13 protein-coding genes are annotated in these 16,635 nt (G+C 71.6%); 4 read left to right on the forward strand and 9 right to left on the reverse strand.

Annotated elements, in window-relative coordinates:
• Nucleotides 1-115 precede the first annotated feature (115 nt).
• Complete coding sequence (locus AC3A3H_RS09425) at nucleotides 116-1,750, reverse strand: MFS transporter (protein ID WP_487614303.1); 1,635 nt, start codon at nucleotides 1,748-1,750, stop codon at nucleotides 116-118.
• A 67-nt stretch (nucleotides 1,751-1,817) separates the two neighbouring features.
• Entirely contained in the window at nucleotides 1,818-2,168 is a 351-nt protein-coding gene (locus AC3A3H_RS09430; RefSeq protein ID WP_487614304.1) for a hypothetical protein, read from the reverse strand.
• Between the two features lie 77 nt (nucleotides 2,169-2,245).
• Between AC3A3H_RS09430 and AC3A3H_RS09435 the strand changes: the two genes are divergently transcribed.
• Complete coding sequence (locus AC3A3H_RS09435; protein WP_487614305.1) at nucleotides 2,246-3,607, forward strand: DUF2252 domain-containing protein; 1,362 nt, start codon at nucleotides 2,246-2,248, stop codon at nucleotides 3,605-3,607.
• A 55-nt stretch (nucleotides 3,608-3,662) separates the two neighbouring features.
• On the opposite strand, the gene AC3A3H_RS09440 is transcribed toward AC3A3H_RS09435, so the two are convergent.
• Both AC3A3H_RS09440 and AC3A3H_RS09445 read right to left on the reverse strand, forming a co-directional pair.
• Entirely contained in the window at nucleotides 3,663-5,042 is a 1,380-nt protein-coding gene (locus tag AC3A3H_RS09440; RefSeq protein ID WP_487614306.1) for an FAD-binding oxidoreductase, read from the reverse strand.
• Between the two features lie 233 nt (nucleotides 5,043-5,275).
• Nucleotides 5,276-6,052 carry an alpha/beta fold hydrolase gene (locus AC3A3H_RS09445; protein ID WP_487614307.1) on the reverse strand — a complete coding sequence of 259 codons (777 nt, stop codon included), beginning with the start codon at nucleotides 6,050-6,052 and terminating at the stop codon, nucleotides 5,276-5,278.
• A gap of 41 nt (nucleotides 6,053-6,093) precedes the next feature.
• Between AC3A3H_RS09445 and AC3A3H_RS09450 the strand changes: the two genes are divergently transcribed.
• Complete coding sequence (locus AC3A3H_RS09450; RefSeq protein ID WP_487614308.1) at nucleotides 6,094-6,582, forward strand: GNAT family N-acetyltransferase; 489 nt, start codon at nucleotides 6,094-6,096, stop codon at nucleotides 6,580-6,582.
• Here the strand turns inward: AC3A3H_RS09450 and AC3A3H_RS09455 are convergent.
• From AC3A3H_RS09455 to AC3A3H_RS09470, 4 genes are all read right to left on the reverse strand, one after another.
• A complete protein-coding gene (locus AC3A3H_RS09455) occupies nucleotides 6,528-7,376 on the reverse strand; it encodes an ABC transporter ATP-binding protein (RefSeq protein WP_487614309.1) in 849 nt (282 codons plus the stop codon). The two genes, AC3A3H_RS09450 and AC3A3H_RS09455, sit on opposite strands and share 55 nt — an antisense overlap.
• A 399-nt stretch (nucleotides 7,377-7,775) precedes the next feature.
• A complete protein-coding gene (locus AC3A3H_RS09460; protein ID WP_487614310.1) occupies nucleotides 7,776-8,654 on the reverse strand; it encodes a DUF5666 domain-containing protein in 879 nt (292 codons plus the stop codon).
• 35 nt (nucleotides 8,655-8,689) lie between these two features.
• Nucleotides 8,690-10,042 carry a sensor histidine kinase gene (locus tag AC3A3H_RS09465; RefSeq protein WP_487614311.1) on the reverse strand — a complete coding sequence of 451 codons (1,353 nt, stop codon included), beginning with the start codon at nucleotides 10,040-10,042 and terminating at the stop codon, nucleotides 8,690-8,692.
• A gap of 5 nt (nucleotides 10,043-10,047) precedes the next feature.
• On the reverse strand, nucleotides 10,048-10,734 hold the full coding sequence (locus AC3A3H_RS09470) for a response regulator transcription factor (protein ID WP_487614312.1): 687 nt from the start codon (nucleotides 10,732-10,734) through the stop codon (nucleotides 10,048-10,050).
• Between the two features lie 110 nt (nucleotides 10,735-10,844).
• On the opposite strand from AC3A3H_RS09470, the gene AC3A3H_RS09475 reads away from it, so the two are divergent.
• Together AC3A3H_RS09475 and AC3A3H_RS09480 are read left to right on the forward strand one after the other, a co-directional pair.
• Nucleotides 10,845-11,807, forward strand: coding sequence for a DUF1996 domain-containing protein (locus AC3A3H_RS09475; protein ID WP_487614313.1), 963 nt, complete (start codon nucleotides 10,845-10,847; stop codon nucleotides 11,805-11,807).
• Nucleotides 11,808-11,932: 125 nt separating this feature from the next.
• Nucleotides 11,933-14,584 (forward strand): DUF4062 domain-containing protein, encoded by a 2,652-nt coding sequence (locus tag AC3A3H_RS09480; protein ID WP_487614314.1) that lies wholly within the window; start codon nucleotides 11,933-11,935, stop codon nucleotides 14,582-14,584.
• 76 nt (nucleotides 14,585-14,660) lie between these two features.
• Here AC3A3H_RS09480 and AC3A3H_RS09485 read toward each other — a convergent pair whose 3' ends face one another.
• On the reverse strand, nucleotides 14,661-16,532 hold the full coding sequence (locus AC3A3H_RS09485) for an alkyl/aryl-sulfatase (protein ID WP_487614315.1): 1,872 nt from the start codon (nucleotides 16,530-16,532) through the stop codon (nucleotides 14,661-14,663).
• Nucleotides 16,533-16,635: the final 103 nt, after the last annotated feature.

Raw genomic sequence — 16,635 nt, forward strand, 5'->3', positions numbered from 1 at the left:
GCCGGTCTCCTCCCGTCGTGGCGCACGCAGCCCGGCGCCGACGGCCGCATGCTAGCTCCGCTCGCGAGCGCGGCACCAGACCTGTCCGCCCCGGCGCGCGAACGCCGTCGCGTCGTCACGCCGATGCCGCGGCGGCGGGCGGCGTCTCCGCGCTGTCCTCGTCGTCGTCGTTCTCCGGCCGGCCCAGCACGCTGGACGGCAGGTTGCGCGAGAAGAACACCGCGCCGAGCGAGACCATCGCCAGCGCCGCGAAGGAGAGCCGCAGCGCGTCCAGCTGCGCGGTGCTGTAGATCGACGACAGCTGGTCGGCCTCCTCCTGGGAGAGGCCCGCGTCGGTCGCGATCTTCGGCACGTCCGCGACGGGGACCACGGCGACGCCCGCCGCCGTGCGGGTCGCGACCTCCTGCTGCACGGAGTCCGGGAGGCTGCTCGCCGCGACGCCTCCGCTGAACAGGGTGGTGAGGGACGCGATCATGACCGAGCCGATCAACGCGGTGCCGAGCGAGGAGCCCAGGTTCTGGAAGACCCCCTGCACGCCGCCCGCCTCGCTGAGCTCGTCGTCCTGCACCGCCGACATCGTGACATTGCCGAGCTGGGAGGCGAGCAGCCCGAGGGCGGCCCCGGCCAGGAACATCCCGGTGCCGAAGATCCAGTTGTCGAGCGTCGTGTCGACCGAGCCGAGCAGGACGAGGCTCGACAGCACCAACCCGAACTGTCCGATCCGCGCGATGAGCTTGGGCGACAGCCTCCGCGCCAGCACCGTGCCCAGGATCGAGAACAGCACGAGCGCGACCGAGAGCGGGAAGATCCGCAACCCGGTCGACAGCGCGTCCAGCCCCAGGGACAGCTGCAGGAAGATCGGCACGACGAAGAACAGGCCGGCCGTCACGGTGTACTGGATGCCCAGGCTCCCGACGCCCGCACGCAACTGCTGGAGCCGCAGGATCGCCGTGTTCAGCAGCGGCGGCCGCCCGAGCCGGATGAGCCGGCGCTGGCGCAGGAAGAACAGCCAGAGCAGCACCGCGCCGATCCCGACGATGAACGGCACGAGCGACAGTCCTAGGAAGCTGATGTTCTGCTGCGTCGGCAGGATCCAGCCCCAGGTCTTGGTCTGCAGCAGGCCGAAGACGATGAGCACGAGGCCGGCGGCCGACAGCAGCACGGACGGGATGTCGATGCGGATGCGCGAGCGTCCGCCGGAGTCGGAGACGACGTTGCGGAACAGCAGCACGACGGCCATGATCACGACCTCGCCCGCGAACACGTACCGCCAGCTCGCGTACGTGGTGAGGAACCCGCCGATCAGCGGGCCGACCGCGACAGCGACACCGGAGGCCGCGCCGATCGCGGCGAACGCCGTTACCCGGGCGTGGCCCGAGTAGTTGTCGGCGATGAGCGCAGCGATCGCCGGGATCACCAGCACGGCGCCGAGCCCCTCGATCACCGACCAGCCGAGGAACAGCACAACGATGTTCGGCGCGAGCGCGGTCGTGGCGGACCCGACCGCGTAGACGATCGAGCCGATCACCAGCGCCCGCCGCCGCCCCCAGACGTCGCCGAGCTTCGCGCCGAGCAGCATGAAGGCCGCCATGGTCAGCGTGTAGAAGGTGATGCAGGCCTGCATGGCCGAGATGGTCGTGTGCAGGTCCTTGACGACGGTGGAGATCGAGACGTTCATCACCGTGCTGTCCAGCGTCATCACGAACTGCGCCGAAGCCAGCACCGTGACCGCGCCCCACCGACCCGCCATGGCAGCCCCCTCCGGGAAATCTGGTCGATGGTAGCCCGGCGGCGATGCGGCGCACCAGACCCGGGAGTCAGCGCCGCAGCAACCGCAGGCTCTCCGGCGCGGGGAACGGCAGCGGGTAGTACAGCTGCGGCGCGCCCACCGCGCCGAAGTCGTCCTTCTTCGCCACGATGCGCTCAGGCGAGACCTCCGCCAGCCGCACCCGCAGCCACGATCCGTCCGGCAGCCGCAATTCGTACAGCTCGGCGAGGTAGCCGATGCCCGCGGCGTCGAGCGTCTCCTCGGCCGCCAGCCAGTCGACGGGTCCGCTGAGCTCACGGCCCAGCAGGTCCACTGGGACGAACAGGTCCCCCGCCATCCGGATCCAGCCGACCCGCTCGCCGTCGTGCCTGCGGTGCTCGATCCATCCCGTCCGGTCCACGGCGTCCACTCTAACCAGAACCGTCTACCCGACCGCCGCGCGCCGAGCTAGCATGAGCGCCAGCCAGGAGGTGCGTCATGACGACCATCGCGACCCCGCTCACGGAAATCGAGCTCTACGACGCTGGGCGGGCTGCCCGCTCGCAGGTGCCCCGCTCCGCCCAAGCCGATTACACGCCGCCGCCCGGGCGTGACCCACTGGGCATCCTGCACACGCAGAACGAGTCGCGACTCCCCTACCTGGTGAAACTGCGCATGGAACGAATGAGCACCGACCCGTTCGCCTTCTACCGCGGCACCGCTGCCATCCAGGCCGCCGACCTTCGCGACGCGCCGTCCTCCGGCGCCGAGGTGGTCATCTGCGGCGACGCGCACCTGAGCAACTTCGGCATCTACCGGTCGCCCGAGCGGTCGATGGTGTTCGACATCAATGACTTCGACGAGGCGTCCGTCGGCCCGTGGGAGTGGGACGTGAAGCGCCTGCTCGCCAGCGTCGTCCTGGCCGGGCGCTCGCTCGGAATGGGCGGCGGCGACCTGCGCTCGATCGTGCTCTCGTCGGCGGCGATGTATCGCAACTCGCTGCGGAACGCGCTGCAGCAGCCGCTGTTCGGGCGCTACTTCCGGCCGACCACTCTGGCCAACAGGCAGGTGCTCAGCCCGGACAGCGAGCGGATGATCAAACGGACCCTCAAGGAGTCCGAGAAGCGCACCAGCGAGCGCGTCGCCCGCCGCACGCTCGAGGAGGGCGGCGACGGGGGCTTCCAGTTCGTCGACAACCCGCCCGTGCTGACCCGGCTCGAGCCGGAGATCCGCCCGCTGATCGACTCGGTCTTCGCCTCGTACCGCGCGACGGTCCCCACGAATCTCGCCCTGATGCTGTCGCAGTACACCGTGCTCGACATCGCCCGCCGGGTCGTCGGGGTGGGCAGTGTCGGGACGCGCTGCTTCATCATCGCGCTCGGCGACCCGACCGGCGACGTGCTGATCCTGCAGCTCAAGGAGGCCAGCCAGTCGGTCGTCCAGCAGTTCGGCGGAGTGACTCCCGCGCCCGGCTACCTCGACCCGGAACTGGAGGCCAAGCACCAGGGCTACCGCGTGGTGGGCTGCCAGCGCATCCTGCAGGCGGTCTCCGACCCGTTCCTCGGCTACCTGAACGTGCAGGACTACAGCTTCTACATGCGGATCTTCCGCAACCGGAACGCCTCGTTCGAGATCGCGGACATGAACCGCGTGCAGTTCAGCGAGTACGCGCAGTCGTGCGCGATCGTCCTCGGCCGCGCGCACGCGCGGTCACCGAAGGCCCAGTTCGCGGCCGGCTACATCGGGACCGGCGGAACGTTCGTCCGCGCGGTCTCGGAGTGGGCGCACGCCTACGCGAACCAAGCCGAAGCGGACTACGCGACCTTCGTCGACGCGATCCGCTCCGGCCAGTTCGGGTAGGCGACCTGCGGCCCGGGGGCCAGCGGCTGGGCAGCCGCCGGCTCGGCGACCGCCGCTAGTCGAGTTCGTGGGCGGTGCGGATGACCCGCTCGGGGTCGTACGCCTGCTTGATCGCGCGCAGCCGCTCCAGCGTCGCCGGGTCGTAGAACCGGGACGGCGAGGCCGGGGCCTCGCGGAAGTTGGAGTAGTCGCGCGGGCTCGTCCACGGTTCCAGGGCGGCGCGCATGCCGGCCACCTCGGCCTCCAGCACGGGTACGAGTGCCGGGTCGGGCAGCATCCCGACGGCGTAGACGAGGAAGCGCCCGGGGAAGTGGTCGACCGCTCCCCCGTTCTCAGCGGGTCGGCCGACGGCGCCACCGAGGTGCCGGAGGTCGACGGCCAGCAGCGCGGTCTGGGCATCGGGACCGGCGATCGCGACCAGCGCCTCGATCGCACCCTCCGGGAGGTCGTCCAGGATCAGCCCGTCGCCGATCGCGGGCACCGGCTCCGGCGGGTCCATGTGCACGAGCCCGAGCTGGCTGGCCGGGAGGACGTCGAACGTGTCGATCGCCGGACCGAGCGCCCGCAGCGGTTCCAGGATCGCGGCGGCCTCCGCTTCGGGCGCGTCGATCGCGCCGTCGACGCCGACGAAGGCCTGGCCGCGGAGGAAGTCGGGGAGGTCGGGCAGCGGCGGGACGTGCAGCAGCCGGACGCACGTCGTGGCGGCCTCGGTCAGGTCGCGGGTCCACTGCTCGTAGGCGCGCAGCACCTCGCCGGCGCGCGCGATCGGGTACAGCAGCATCCCGGCGTAGACCGTGGCGACCGGGAACACCGTGAAGGTGAGCGCGGTCACGATAGCGGCGTTGCCACCGCCGCCGCGGAGAGCCCAGAACAAGTCCGGCTCGCTGTCGGCGGTCACGTGGCGCTGCCGGCCGTCCGCGGTGACGACGTCGATCGCGGTGACCGCAGAGCAGCCGAGCCCGCGCTTGCGCGCCATCCAGCTGTAGCCGCCGCCGAGCAGGTAGCCGGCGACGCCGACGTCCGGCGACGACCCGGCGAGCGCGGCCAGCCCGTGCGGTGCGAGGGCTGCGCTGACCTCGCCCCACAGCACGCCGGCGCCCACGCGGACGCTGGCGGAGGCGACGTCGACCTCCACCTCGCGCAGCCGCGGCGTGCGCAGCAGCAGCGCGCCGGCGAGGTTGCCGAGCGGCGCGGCGAGGTGTCCGGTGCCCTGCGGCACGACCCGGAGGCCGTTGTCACGCGCGAACCCGACGACGACGGCGATGTCGGAGGCGTCGGCCGCGACGACCACGGCTTCGGGGCGCTGGTCGGCGGCGAGGTTCCAGGCCTGCCGCTGGGCGTCCCAGTCGGGTTCGGCCGGCGTGACGACACGGCCGGTCAGCCGGTCGGCGAGATCTCGGAAACGATCCGAGACGGAGGTCTCGGTGAGAGACATAGTGGTGCTCCTGTTCGGGGTGCTGAGTTTTCGGGTGCTGAGTTTTCGGGTGCTTGTTTTTCGGGTGCTTGTGTTCTGGTGAGGGCCGCCGGCGGCCGGGCACGCTCGGCGACGGGAGACAGGATGCTCCTCCGAGGACGCCGCGCACCACCCCCGAGTTGAAAATTGCTCATCTGAGCACGGGGCGGCCCGTGCACGCTCCGTCGGCGTGCGGCTCAACGGGTTCGGCGGGTTCAGCGGGCGGCGAGGAAGGTGCGGACCGCGTCGAGGACCTCCGGAGTGTCCAGGTGCAGTCCGTGCCGCGCGTCCAACTCCAGCAGCCGGGCGTGCGGGATCCCCTCGGCCAGGAGCCGTGCGTGGGCGACCGGAGTCAGCGAATCCTCCCTGCCGTGGATCACCAGGGTGTCGGACCGGATGCGGCCGAGCACGTCCCGGGCGTCATGGTCCCGGCTCGCCGCGAAATGCCCGCGCAGCGCTGCACGCGAGGCGACCCGGTCGAAGAACCGGGCCACGGCCTCCGGGTGCGCCCGCGCCCAGTCCGCGTCGAAGAACAACGGCACCATGCGCTCGCGATCCCCGCTGAGGAGGTCGCCGACCACGGCTGGATCCCGCCGGTCGCCCGCACCGCCGGCCTGGTCGCTCGCCGTGGTGCCGATGAGCACGAGGCGGCGGACCCGGGACGGGTGCTCGGCCGCCAGCCATTGCGCCGCCCGCCCGCCCATCGAGTGACCGAGCACGTGCGCAGCCGAGACCCCCGCCGCATCCAGCACTGCGAGCGCATCATCGGCGAACTGGCGCGTGCTGTACGTGGCGGGGTCGCCGGTGCCGCTGTAGCCGATGCCGCGATGGTCGAAGACGATCACGCGGAAATCCTCGGCGAGGGCGTCCGCGAACGGTCCCCACCCGCGCATCCCGGTCGCCTGCCCCGCGATGAGCAGCAGCGGAACGCCGGTCCCCGCCTCCTCGAACGCTATGGGCACACCATCGTCGGCGGTCGCGAGAGGGGGCACGAGGTGGGAGTCTAGCGGTCGGCCGCCGCTAGCATCACGTGATGCATGTCCGACTGCGTCCGGCGACCGACGCGGACGCCGATTCCGCGTTCGAGATGATGCGCGACCCCGAAGCCGTCCGGATGGCGGCCTTCACCGCCGCCGACCCCGACCCCGACCCCGACCCCGACGACCGTGCCGCGTTCGACGTCAGGTGGCTGCGCCACCTGAACGATCCGACGATCATGCTGAGCGCCGTGGAGGCCGACGGCGGGTTCGCCGGCACCGTCGCAGCGTTCACCCTCGACGGCGACAGGGAGGTCACCTACTGGATCCGTCGCCCGCTCTGGGGCCGGGGCATCGCGACCGCAGCCCTCCTGCTGCTGGTCGCGGCGGAGCCGGTTCGCCCGCTGCACGCGCGCGTCGCCGCAGCCAACGTCGGATCGCGGCGGGTGCTCGCCCGGGCGGGATTCGTGGAGACCGGGCGCGAGACGTCCTACGCCGCGGGCGCAGGGAGGCCGGTAGAGGAGCTCCTGCTCGAGCTGCGGTGATCGCTCCATTCACTGCGCACCGCCCGTGCGCTCCACCGCCCGTCGGCCCGCTCAACGCGGATCGGGTGTTCGAACGCGGTGCTCACGGTCTCGGTCGTGACGGCCTCCGCGATGGGGCCGGATGCGACGATCCGGCCGTGTGAGAGCAGCAGGGCGTGCGATGTCGTCTCCGGCAGCTCCTCCAGATGATGGGTGACGAGCACGCTGGCGAGCTCGGGCACCGCGATCGAGAGGCCGTCGATGGTTTCGAGGAGCTGTTCGCGCGCGGCGACGTCGAGCCCGGTCGTCGGCTCGTCGAGCAGCAGGAGCCGCGGCTCCGAGATGAGTGCCCGGGCGATCAGAGCGCGGCCGCGCTCGCCCTGGGAGAGCGTGGGCCAGCGGGCATCGCGCCGGTCGTCGAGGCCGATCGTGTCGATCAGCTCGCGCGCACGGAGGACCTCCGCCGCGGTCGGCTCCCAGCGCATCGGCAACTCCAGGGAGCCGGTGATGCCCGTGAGAACCACCTCCGTCACGGTGAGCGGCGAGCGGACCGGATGGCGCGGGTTCACATGGCCGATGTGCCGCCTGAGCTCCTGCAACTCCACCCGGCCCAGCCGGCGCCCGAGCACGTCCACCGTGCCCGATGTGGGGAACGCGACGGCGCCGCAGAATCCGAGCACGGTGCTCTTGCCCGCTCCGTTCGGTCCGAGGAGCGCCCAGTGCTCGCCCGAACGCACATCGAAGCCGATGCCCTGGAGAATGTCGCGCCCCTCACGCCGGAACGTCACATCACGTAGCTCGAGCACCGTCTCCATACATCCATCCTGCCCTGTGCGGCGCGCTCGCCGCGCCGGGAGGCGGCCCTCCGGCACAGTCCGCGGCCCTCCGGCACAGTCCGGCAGTCCGTGGCTGTCCGGCACGGTCTGCGGCCGTCCGGCACGGTCCGGGGGCGTCCGGCACGGTCCGGGACCGCCCGGCACGGTCCACGACCGCTCGGCACGGTCCTGGGCCGCCGCCCGGCACGATAAGCGGCCGCCCGACACTGTCCGGGGCCGCCCGGCACGATACACAACCGCCGGGCACGGTCCCCGGCCAGCCCGCTCGATTCGCTCCCGTCCGCTTGGTCCGCGGCCCCTCCCGACCGGGCGCGAAGCCCCTCAGCTGTGCGCGACGCGACCACCCCACCCGCGGCGCCACCGCTGGCCGCGCGCATCTCAGGTATTCGGACTGGGCACCGGAGTCGGGGCAGCACTCCCTCCGTGCTTCCCGGGAGCGCCGTGAGCCGTGCTCGCGAGATGAACGATGCGGGTGGCCGTGACGCTGTCGCCGACGCGTGTTCCGACGACGCCGATGCGGTCTCCGACCGCGAAGGATGAAGCATCTGCGGGTTTCTTCGCGGTGCCGAATGTCGTGCCGGAATCGACCGTCACAGCAATGGTCGCACCGGCCGCCGATCGGATCGTCCAGGTGCCGCCAGACATGGCCGTCACGGTTCCGACCGCAGCGCGGTCATGGTTGCGCCCGACGACGCCCGTCGTGCCCTTCTTGGCGTGCACCGCCGTGCTCATTGACGCGGGCGCGGCAGCATCTGCTTGCCCGACCGCCGCAGACACTCCCCACGCCGTGCCGCCCGCCACCACCACGACAGCCAGGGCGGCGGCGGCGATCGAGAGGCCGACCGCATGGCGGCGCAGGAACGCTCCACGGTCGGGCTCGATCGACTTCATCGAATCCGTCACGGCCATCCCCGCCGCGGGCGCCACCTGGCTGGAAGCATCACCCGCGCCCGAACCCGTACCCCCTGCCGCAGACCCCGCTCCGCCAGAACCGCCTGCGACACCCAAACCCGCATCCCGCCCCGCTGCTCCTGCAGCACCCGGATCCCCCACCGCTGGCCCCACCACGCCGAATCCCACACCGGAAACCGCACTCCCCGCTCCGCCGCCCTCCCCCAACGCCTCGCTGCCCCCACCCGCGCCCGGCCCGCCGGCCTCCGCTTTCCACCATGGCAGCGGCTCGGTCACCTGATCGTCGCTCACCGGGTCGTTCAGAGGGTGCTTGAGGGGGTCGTTCTCGCTGTCGTTCGTGTCCATGCCTCAACCGTGACAGGAGCAGATCAGGGCGAAGCTCAGGGAATGTCAGAGGAAGGTAAGGCCACCCGGAACTCCGTTCCCCCGCCCTCGACGGCCGCCACGTTGATCCAGCCGCCGAGCCGAGTCGCGAGCGCGCGCGCGATCGAGAGTCCGAGGCCGGTTCCGACCGGTCGTGCGCCGCGATAGCGGGCGTGGAGGGTCCCGCGGTCGAACGCGACAGCGGTGTCCTCGGGGCTCAGCCCGGGTCCTCGGTCGCGGACGGCCAGTTCGACCATCCCCTGGCGGGAAACCCCGCCCGTGATGACGATCTCGGTGCCGGCCGGCGCGACGCGCAACGCGTTCTCCACGAGGCCGTCGAGGATCTGCCGCAGCCGCATCTCGTCGGTGTCGACGGGGACGGGGCCGTCCTGCAGCTCGGCGCGGAGCACCACGTCGGCACCTCCGGCCGCGCCCGCCCACGCCCGCACGACAGCGCCGACCGTGTCGCGCGCGTCGAAGTGCTGTCGCTTGATCGTGAAGTCCTCGGCCTCGAGCCGGGCCAGTTCCAGGAGGTCGTCGAGGAACCGTCTCAGCCGTTCCGACTCCGCTGAGAGCGTGCGCCCGGCCTCCGCGACCTCGCCGGCGGGGATCACTCCGTCCGCGAGCGCCTCGGCGTAGCCCCGGATCGCCGTCAGCGGCGTGCGGATCTCGTGCGAGACCGAGAGGAGGAACTCGCGCTGGCGGTCCTCGCTCGTCGCAAGCGCCCTGTCGAGCGTGCGCAGCGCCTGGGCGATGTCGTCGATCTCCGCGACCGACTGGGGTTCGATCTCGACCCGGCGCCAGCCTCCGGCCAGCGCTTGCGCGACATCGGCCAGCCGGCGAAGCGGGCGGGCCAGCAACCGCGCGAGCAGCACTCCCGCCGCGGTGGCCACCGCGAGACCGATCGCCAGAGCGAGCAGGATGCCGCGCAGCAGCTCGGCGTCGCCCGCGGCGATGTCGGAGACCTTACGCACCCCGACGATCCCGCCGCCCTTAGGGCCCGGAATGCCGACCAGCACCGCGTCTTTCCCGTTCAGTGTCGTGGTCGCCGAGACCGACTCGCCGTGCTGGAGCTTCCGCACCACCTCGGCGCTGACCGTCCCGCGCGCCGCGCCCGTGACCGTGCCGTCGGGCGAGACGACCGCGAACCGGTCGCCGACCACTCCCACCCGCCCGCCGGCCGCGCGCCCGGAGGCCACGAGTGCCGCCGCCTGTGCCTTGAGCTGCTGTCGTGCCTGGTTCTGCTCCACCGTCTGGACCACCTGCACAGCGACCAGCGCAGTCACCAGCACCGCGATGAGGGCGACGGCGAACGTCACCAACACGAATCGCGCGCCCAGCGAGCCGAGCAGGCGCTTGCGGCGCGCCATCGCGCTCAGCTCTCGTCCGCGACGCTGTACCCGACGCCGCGTACGGTGCGCACGATCTCCGCGGCCGCGCCCAGCTTCACCCGCAGCTGCGCGATGTGGACGTCGACGGTGCGGCTGCTGCTGTAGTCGGCCACCCCCCACACCGAGGAGAGCAGCTGTTCACGCGAGAACACGCGCCCGGGCTGGCTCATCAGCCGGTCGAGGAGGTCGAACTCCGTCGCCGTCAGCTCGACCCTCCCTGCAGCGGTCTCCACCCGGCGGCGCGCGCCGTCGATGCGCACTCCGCCCACGCTGCGGGTCGGGGCGGCCACGGGCCCGGCCGCCCGGCGCACCATGCCCTTGACCCGCGCGACGAGCTCGCGCGGTGAGAACGGCTTGGTGAGGTAGTCGTCGGCGCCCAGCTCGAGACCGAGCACGCGGTCGACCTCGTCGTCGCGGGCCGTCACGAAGATGACCGGCGTCCAGTCGTCGCGGGCGCGCAGGGCGCGGCACACCTCGATGCCGTCGAGGCCGGGGATGCCGACGTCGAGCACGATCGCGGCCGGGCGCAGCCGCTCCACCGCGGCGAGCGCCTCCCGTCCGTCTCCTTCGACGTGGACCCCGAAGCCCGCGCCGGACAGGTAGAGGCGCTCCAGCTCGACGATCGTCGCCTCGTCCTCGACGACGAGCACCAGCCCTCTCTCCTCACTCATCTGACCATCTTCCCTGGTCGCGTCCCGGCGGAGAGCCGATTCCCCACACCCTTACCGTTTCCTTACATTCCGCTCTCATCGACCGAACACTTCAGTCGTTGACTTGCCTCATGCCCACTTGGTTCCGCCTCCGCAGCCCGATCGCCCTGCTCATCGCGTTCGGCGTCGCACTCGTCCTGGCCGCGGGCGCCGCGGCTGCGACGGCGGCGACGGTCGCGTCGTCCGCGCCCCCACCTCGCGTCGACACGACCGGCTTCCCCGCGGGCGGGGCCAACCCGGGCATCTTCACCGACACCTGCACTCGCTCCCTGACCGCGCCGAACGACCCCATCATGATGCCAGGCATGACGGGGATGTCGATGCAGCACGACTTCTTCGGCAATCCCGCGGTGAACGCCTCCTCGACGGCTGCGATGCTCCGGGCCGGCTCCACCACCTGCTCGACCTCAGCCGACTCCTCCGCCTACTGGACGCCGGTCATCTATCAGAACGGGCGGGCGCTGGTCCCGCAACGCACCCTGCTCTACTGGCGCACACCTGCAGCCAGTGCGTCCTCCACCCGCACGATGCCGGAGGGCATCAGCCTGATCGCGGGGAACGAGACCGCGACCGCTCCGCAGAGCACGTCAGTGGTCGACTGGACATGCACCACCACGACGGCCGATCCGCGACCAGGCAGGGCCGCCCTGCCGCACGACTGTCCCTCCGGCTCGCAGGTGCGGCTGATCATCACCTTCCCGAACTGCTGGGACGGGCACACCATGAACGGTCGCGAACGCTCCGGCGCGGTCTACGCCACACGAACGGGATGCCCCGCCTCGCACCCGGTGCATATCCCCCAGCTCGTCCTCCATGTCACGTACCCGACAACAAGCGGCTCGGGAATCACGCTCTCGACCGGACCGAACACCCAGGGTCCGCCCGTGACAGGACACGCCGACTTCGTGAGCGGCTGGCAGCAGAACAGGTTGGACGCGGATGTCGCCGCCTGCGATACGGCGCAGGTGCGGTGCGGTCCGGTGAAGGGGGTGGACGCGACACCGCAGGGTGGGAAAGCGGCCGGGCGGCGGTGAGGGGGAAAGGTGGGGGAAGGGCCCCCGCGACCGCGACATCCGTCCGCCTACACGCGCCAACGAGCGCGAATTCGCAGCATTCGCTCTCTGTACATTTCCACACGAACCCCACACAATGACATAACATGAGCCACCCTCACGTAATCCGGACGCCCGATCAACGATTACGGATCTTCGTCTCCTCGACCCTGCAGGAGCTGGCCGCAGAACGACGGGCCGCCCGGACGGCCATCGAGCGGCTTCACCTCGCGCCCGTCATGTTCGAGCTCGGTGCTCGGCCGCACCCGCCGCGCGAGCTGTATCGCGCCTATTTGCAGCAGTCGGATGTCTTCCTCGGCCTCTACTGGGAGCGTTACGGCTGGGTGGCGCCCGACGAACAGGTGTCCGGCCTCGAGGACGAGTACAACCTCTGCCCCGACGATGTGCCGCGATTGCTCTACGTCAAAGCGTCCGACCACCGGGATGAGCGGCTCACCGGCCTCCTGAACCGCATTCGCGAGGACGATCGAGCCGCCTACAAATACTTCGAGACGACCAAGGAGCTCGCCCAGCTGGTGGAGGCCGACCTCGCCATCCTCCTCGCCGAGCGCTTCGATCAGAGCCGGCCCGTCCTCGTCGACGAGCCCGATCCGTCGCTCCAACCGATCGCACGGTCCGGGCCGGATCCGGCGGTCGCCGATCCCGTCCGGCTGCCGGTGCCGCTCACCGGGCTGGTCGGCCGCGAGCGCGACATCGCCGAGATCCGCGGGATGCTCGCCGTCGGGACCCGGTTCGTCACGCTGGTCGGGCCCGGCGGGATCGGGAAGAGCCGGCTGGCGATCGCGGCGGCACGCGCCTCGGCACCCGACTTCGACGACGGCTCGGTCTTCGTCGACCTGTCGGCCGTGCACGACCCCGAACGGGTCCCCAGCCGCATCGCGCAATCCCTCGGCGTCCGCGACACCGGCGACGCGCCCATCATGGAGAACCTGGCGACCGCCCTGCGCGACCGCAGCATCCTGCTCGTCCTCGACAACTTCGAGCAGGTGGTCGACGCCGCGCCCGCGCTCACCGCACTGCTCGCCGGAGCTCCCGAGCTCGCCATCCTGGTCACCAGTCGCGTGCTGCTGCGCATCAGCGGCGAGCAGAGCTACGACGTCGGACCGCTCGCGGACGAGCAGGCGGTGAACCTTTTCGTCGAGCGCGCCCATGCCGTCAAACCCGACTTCGAGATCACGCCGGACAATCAGGAGTCCGTCGAGCGCGTCTGCGCCGCCCTCGACGGCGTGCCGCTCGCCATCGAGCTGGCGGCGGCGCGGGTCCGGGTGCTCTCCCCCGCCGAACTGCTGGACCGCCTCGATCGGCGGCTGTCCGTCCTGGTCGGCGGGCCGCGGGACCTCCCCGCTCGCCAGCAGACGATCCGGCGCACGATCGAGTGGAGTACGCAGCTCCTCGACAGCGACCAGCGGAGGCTGCTCGCCCGGCTGGGTGTGTTCGAGGGCGGGTTCACGCTGGAGGCAGCGGAGTTCGTCGGCGGCAGCGCGTCCACCGCCCCGAGCACGGGCGACGACGACGCCGGTTACGCGGACGTCGTCGACGGCGACGTCCTCGAGAACCTCGCCGCGCTCGTCGACAGCAGCCTCGTGGGTCAGCACGACAGCGACGACCGGCCACGGTTCTCCATGCAGGCGATCGTCCGCGAGTACGCGAGAGAGCAGCTCGCCCGCAGCGGCGAGCAGCCAGCCGTGCGCGACGCCCACGCCCGCTACTTCCTCGCCCTCGCCCAGGACGCGGAGGACGATCTCCGCGGCGCCGGGCAGCGCACGTGGATGCAGCGGCTCGGCGACGAGCGCGACAACCTGCGGGCGGCCGAGAGGTTCCTGCTCGACGGCCGCGACTGGGATCGAGCCGCGCACCTCGCCTTCAGCCTCTACCTGTACTGGTGGGTCACCGGCCTCCTCGGCGAGGTGCGGACGTGGATGGACGAGGCGCTGACCTCCGGCGACGAACTCGACCCGCACACCCGCGCCATCGCGCTCTACTTCAGCCGCACGATCATGTTCTGGAAGGACCCGGACGGCAGCGTCGCCGCCGACCTCACCGAGAGCATCGAACTGTTCCGGCGCACCGGCGACCCGAACGGCGAAGGCATCGCCTCCATCTCGCTGGCACTCGCACTGCTCGCCGGCGACACACCCGACACCGCGCGCGCCCGTCGAGTCATGGAGGCCGCGCTCGCGCTCTACCGGTCGACCGGCAGCGCCTGGGGCGAGTCGATGGCGCTGGTGCTGCTGGGACGCGTCGCCCTGCGCGAAGGCGACCTGATGGAGGCGCAGGACCACTTCGCGGCGAGCCTGGCGCTCACCAATCGGTCCGGCGACCGCGTCGGCCAGCGGATCGCGTCGTACCACCTCGGCTGGACCGAGCTCATGCTGGGCGATGTGGCCGCGGCCCGCTCGGACTTCGCGCTGAGCGTCACGATCTCCGCCGCGGTCGGGCATCCGGAGGGCATCGCGTACGGGCTGGAGGGCATGGTCGCGGTGGCGGCGCTGGCGCACGACGACGAGCGGGCGGGGATGCTGGCAGGAGCGGCGCAGGCGCTCCGGGAACGCAGCGGCCTGCACAACGGCCCCACGTTCACTTTCCACCAGCGCTACCTGGACGACCTGCTCGCCGGGCCCCACCACGACCGGGTCGCCAGCGCCATGGCGGCCGGCCGGGAGCTCACCGTGGAGCAGGCGGTGGCGGAGGCGCTGGCCGAAGGACGCGGCGAGGCGGCGGGGCCGGCCGAGGGGTGACCGCGGGTTAGGCGGGGCGGGACATCCGCCCCGCGCTCGAACGCAGCGCACGCTCAGCGCGCGCCGCTCCCTCCCCCTACGGCAGCACGATGTCGAACCCCGGGTCCCCGTCGTCCAGCACCGCGACCAGCGCCGTCAGCACACCGAGGTCGCCCTCCACCGTCAGCCCGTCCGACTCCGTGTCGCCGCCGACCAGCCGCAGCAGGCGCGGCTTCGTCAGTGTGAGGTGCAGGGGCGCGTCCCCCGACGGCTCCCGCTCCACGTACACGAGGACGCCGTTGTGCAGGGTCAGGTGGAAGCTGCGGCCCAGGTCGGTCAAGGTGATGTCGAAGGCCAGGTCGAGGTCCCAGGAGCGCGGGCCGTCGACGCGGATGGCGACCGCGTCGAAGAGCTGTTCCGGCGAGAGCTGCATGAGGATCGCCGGCGACGCCGGGGTGGTCGGGGTGCCGAAGTTGCCTTCGCGCAGCTCGGTCGCCCCGGAGAGGAAGAAGTTGCGCCAGGTGCCGTTCTCCGACCCGTACGCCAGCTGCTCCAAGGTGTCGGCGTAGAGCGCCTTCGCCGCGTCGTGGCCCGGGTCCGCGAACACCGCGTGGTCGAGCAGCGTCGCCGCCCAGCGGAAGTCGCCGGTGTCGTAGGCCTCCTGCGCGAGCTCCACCACGCGGTCCACGCCGCCGATCGCCGCGACATAGCGCTCGGCGAGCGGCTGCGGCGGGTGCGGCCAGAGCCGGGCGGGATTCCCGTCGAACCAGCCCATGTAGCGCTGGTAGACGGCCTTGACGTTGTGGGAGACCGAACCGTAGTACCCGTGCGTGCTCCACTCCGCCACCAGCGCGGGCGGGAGCTCGAACTCCTCGGCGATCTCCGCGCCGGTGAAGCCGCGGTTGATGCCGCGCAGCGTCTGGTCGTGCAGGTAGCCGTAGAGGTCGCGCTGCACTCCGAGGAAGTGCCGGATGCGGTCGGCTCCCCAGGTCGGCCAGTGGTGCGAGGCGAACAGCACGTCGGACCGGTCGCCGAAGCGCTCGATCGCCTCGGTCAGGTAGGCGGACCAGATGTGCGGGTCGCGCACCAGCGCACCGCGGAGGGTGAGCAGGTTGTGGAGGTTGTGGGTCGCGTTCTCGGCCATGCACAGCGCGCGGTAGCGCGGGAGGTAGAAGTGCATCTCGGCCGGGGCCTCGGTGCCCGGCGCCAGCTGGAACTCGATCTCGACGCCGTCGATGGTGCGCGTCTCGCCGGTCTCCCGTACGTCCACGGTCGGCACCAGGATGCCCGCGTCGCCGGTGGAGGTCGTCTGTCCGAGGCCCGCGCCGACCTGACCCGACGGGCCCTTGTCGAGCGCGGCCCCGTACATGTACCCGGCGCGGCGGCCCATCGCCGTGCCCGCGTAGACGTTCTCCGAGATGGCGTGGGCGAGGAACCCCTCCGGCGCCACGATCAGCACCTTGCGGGCCTCCAGATCCGCAGCCTCCACCACTCCGAGCACACCGCCGAAGTGGTCGATGTGGCTGTGGGTGAAGATGACCGCGACCACGGGCCGCTCGCCGCGGTGGGCCCGGTAGAGGCCCAGTGCGGCCGCCGCGGTCTCCTTCGAGATCAGCGGGTCGACGAGGATCACCCCGTTGTCGGACTCGATGAACGACATCACCGACAGGTCCAGCCCGCGCACCTGGTAGACGCCCTCGACCACCTCGAAGAGGCCGTGCTTGGCGACCAGCTTCGACTGACGCCACAGGCTCGGGTTGACCGTCTCCGGCGCGTCCCCGTCGACGAAGTCGTAGGCGGACGCGTCCCAGACCGGCTTTCCGGCGGCGTCGCGGATCACCGGATCATCGAGCGTGCCGAGGAAGCCGCGGTCGGCGTCGTCGAAGTCGCCGGTGTCGGCGAACGGCAGCGTGCCGAGCAGCGCGCGGTTGGCGTCGGCGATGGAGGTGGTCGGGTCGTTCTGCTGCATTCGGGTCTCTCCTTCGCGCCGTCCGGCGCTCGAATCGCACCGTCACCGCCGAGGATCCATCAGGGGCAGCGGGAGCGTCTAGCCCCGAGTCGCCGCCGAGCGC

This window comes from Leifsonia sp. Soil_N53 (assembly GCF_057655165.1).

Bases quoted from the DNA above. Each gene is read 5' to 3' on its own strand.
- AC3A3H_RS09465 (WP_487614311.1), bottom strand. From the start codon at position 10,042: ATGGCGCGCCGCAAGCGCCTGCTCGGCTCGCTGGGCGCGCGATTCGTG.
- AC3A3H_RS09425 (WP_487614303.1), bottom strand. From the start codon at position 1,750: ATGGCGGGTCGGTGGGGCGCGGTCACGGTGCTGGCTTCGGCGCAGTTC.
- AC3A3H_RS09480 (WP_487614314.1), top strand. From the start codon at position 11,933: ATGAGCCACCCTCACGTAATCCGGACGCCCGATCAACGATTACGGATC.
- AC3A3H_RS09485 (WP_487614315.1), bottom strand. From the start codon at position 16,532: ATGCAGCAGAACGACCCGACCACCTCCATCGCCGACGCCAACCGCGCG.
- AC3A3H_RS09470 (WP_487614312.1), bottom strand. From the start codon at position 10,734: ATGAGTGAGGAGAGAGGGCTGGTGCTCGTCGTCGAGGACGAGGCGACG.
- AC3A3H_RS09455 (WP_487614309.1), bottom strand. From the start codon at position 7,376: ATGGAGACGGTGCTCGAGCTACGTGATGTGACGTTCCGGCGTGAGGGG.
- AC3A3H_RS09475 (WP_487614313.1), top strand. From the start codon at position 10,845: ATGCCCACTTGGTTCCGCCTCCGCAGCCCGATCGCCCTGCTCATCGCG.
- AC3A3H_RS09450 (WP_487614308.1), top strand. From the start codon at position 6,094: ATGCATGTCCGACTGCGTCCGGCGACCGACGCGGACGCCGATTCCGCG.
- AC3A3H_RS09440 (WP_487614306.1), bottom strand. From the start codon at position 5,042: ATGTCTCTCACCGAGACCTCCGTCTCGGATCGTTTCCGAGATCTCGCC.
- AC3A3H_RS09460 (WP_487614310.1), bottom strand. From the start codon at position 8,654: ATGGACACGAACGACAGCGAGAACGACCCCCTCAAGCACCCTCTGAAC.
- AC3A3H_RS09435 (WP_487614305.1), top strand. From the start codon at position 2,246: ATGACGACCATCGCGACCCCGCTCACGGAAATCGAGCTCTACGACGCT.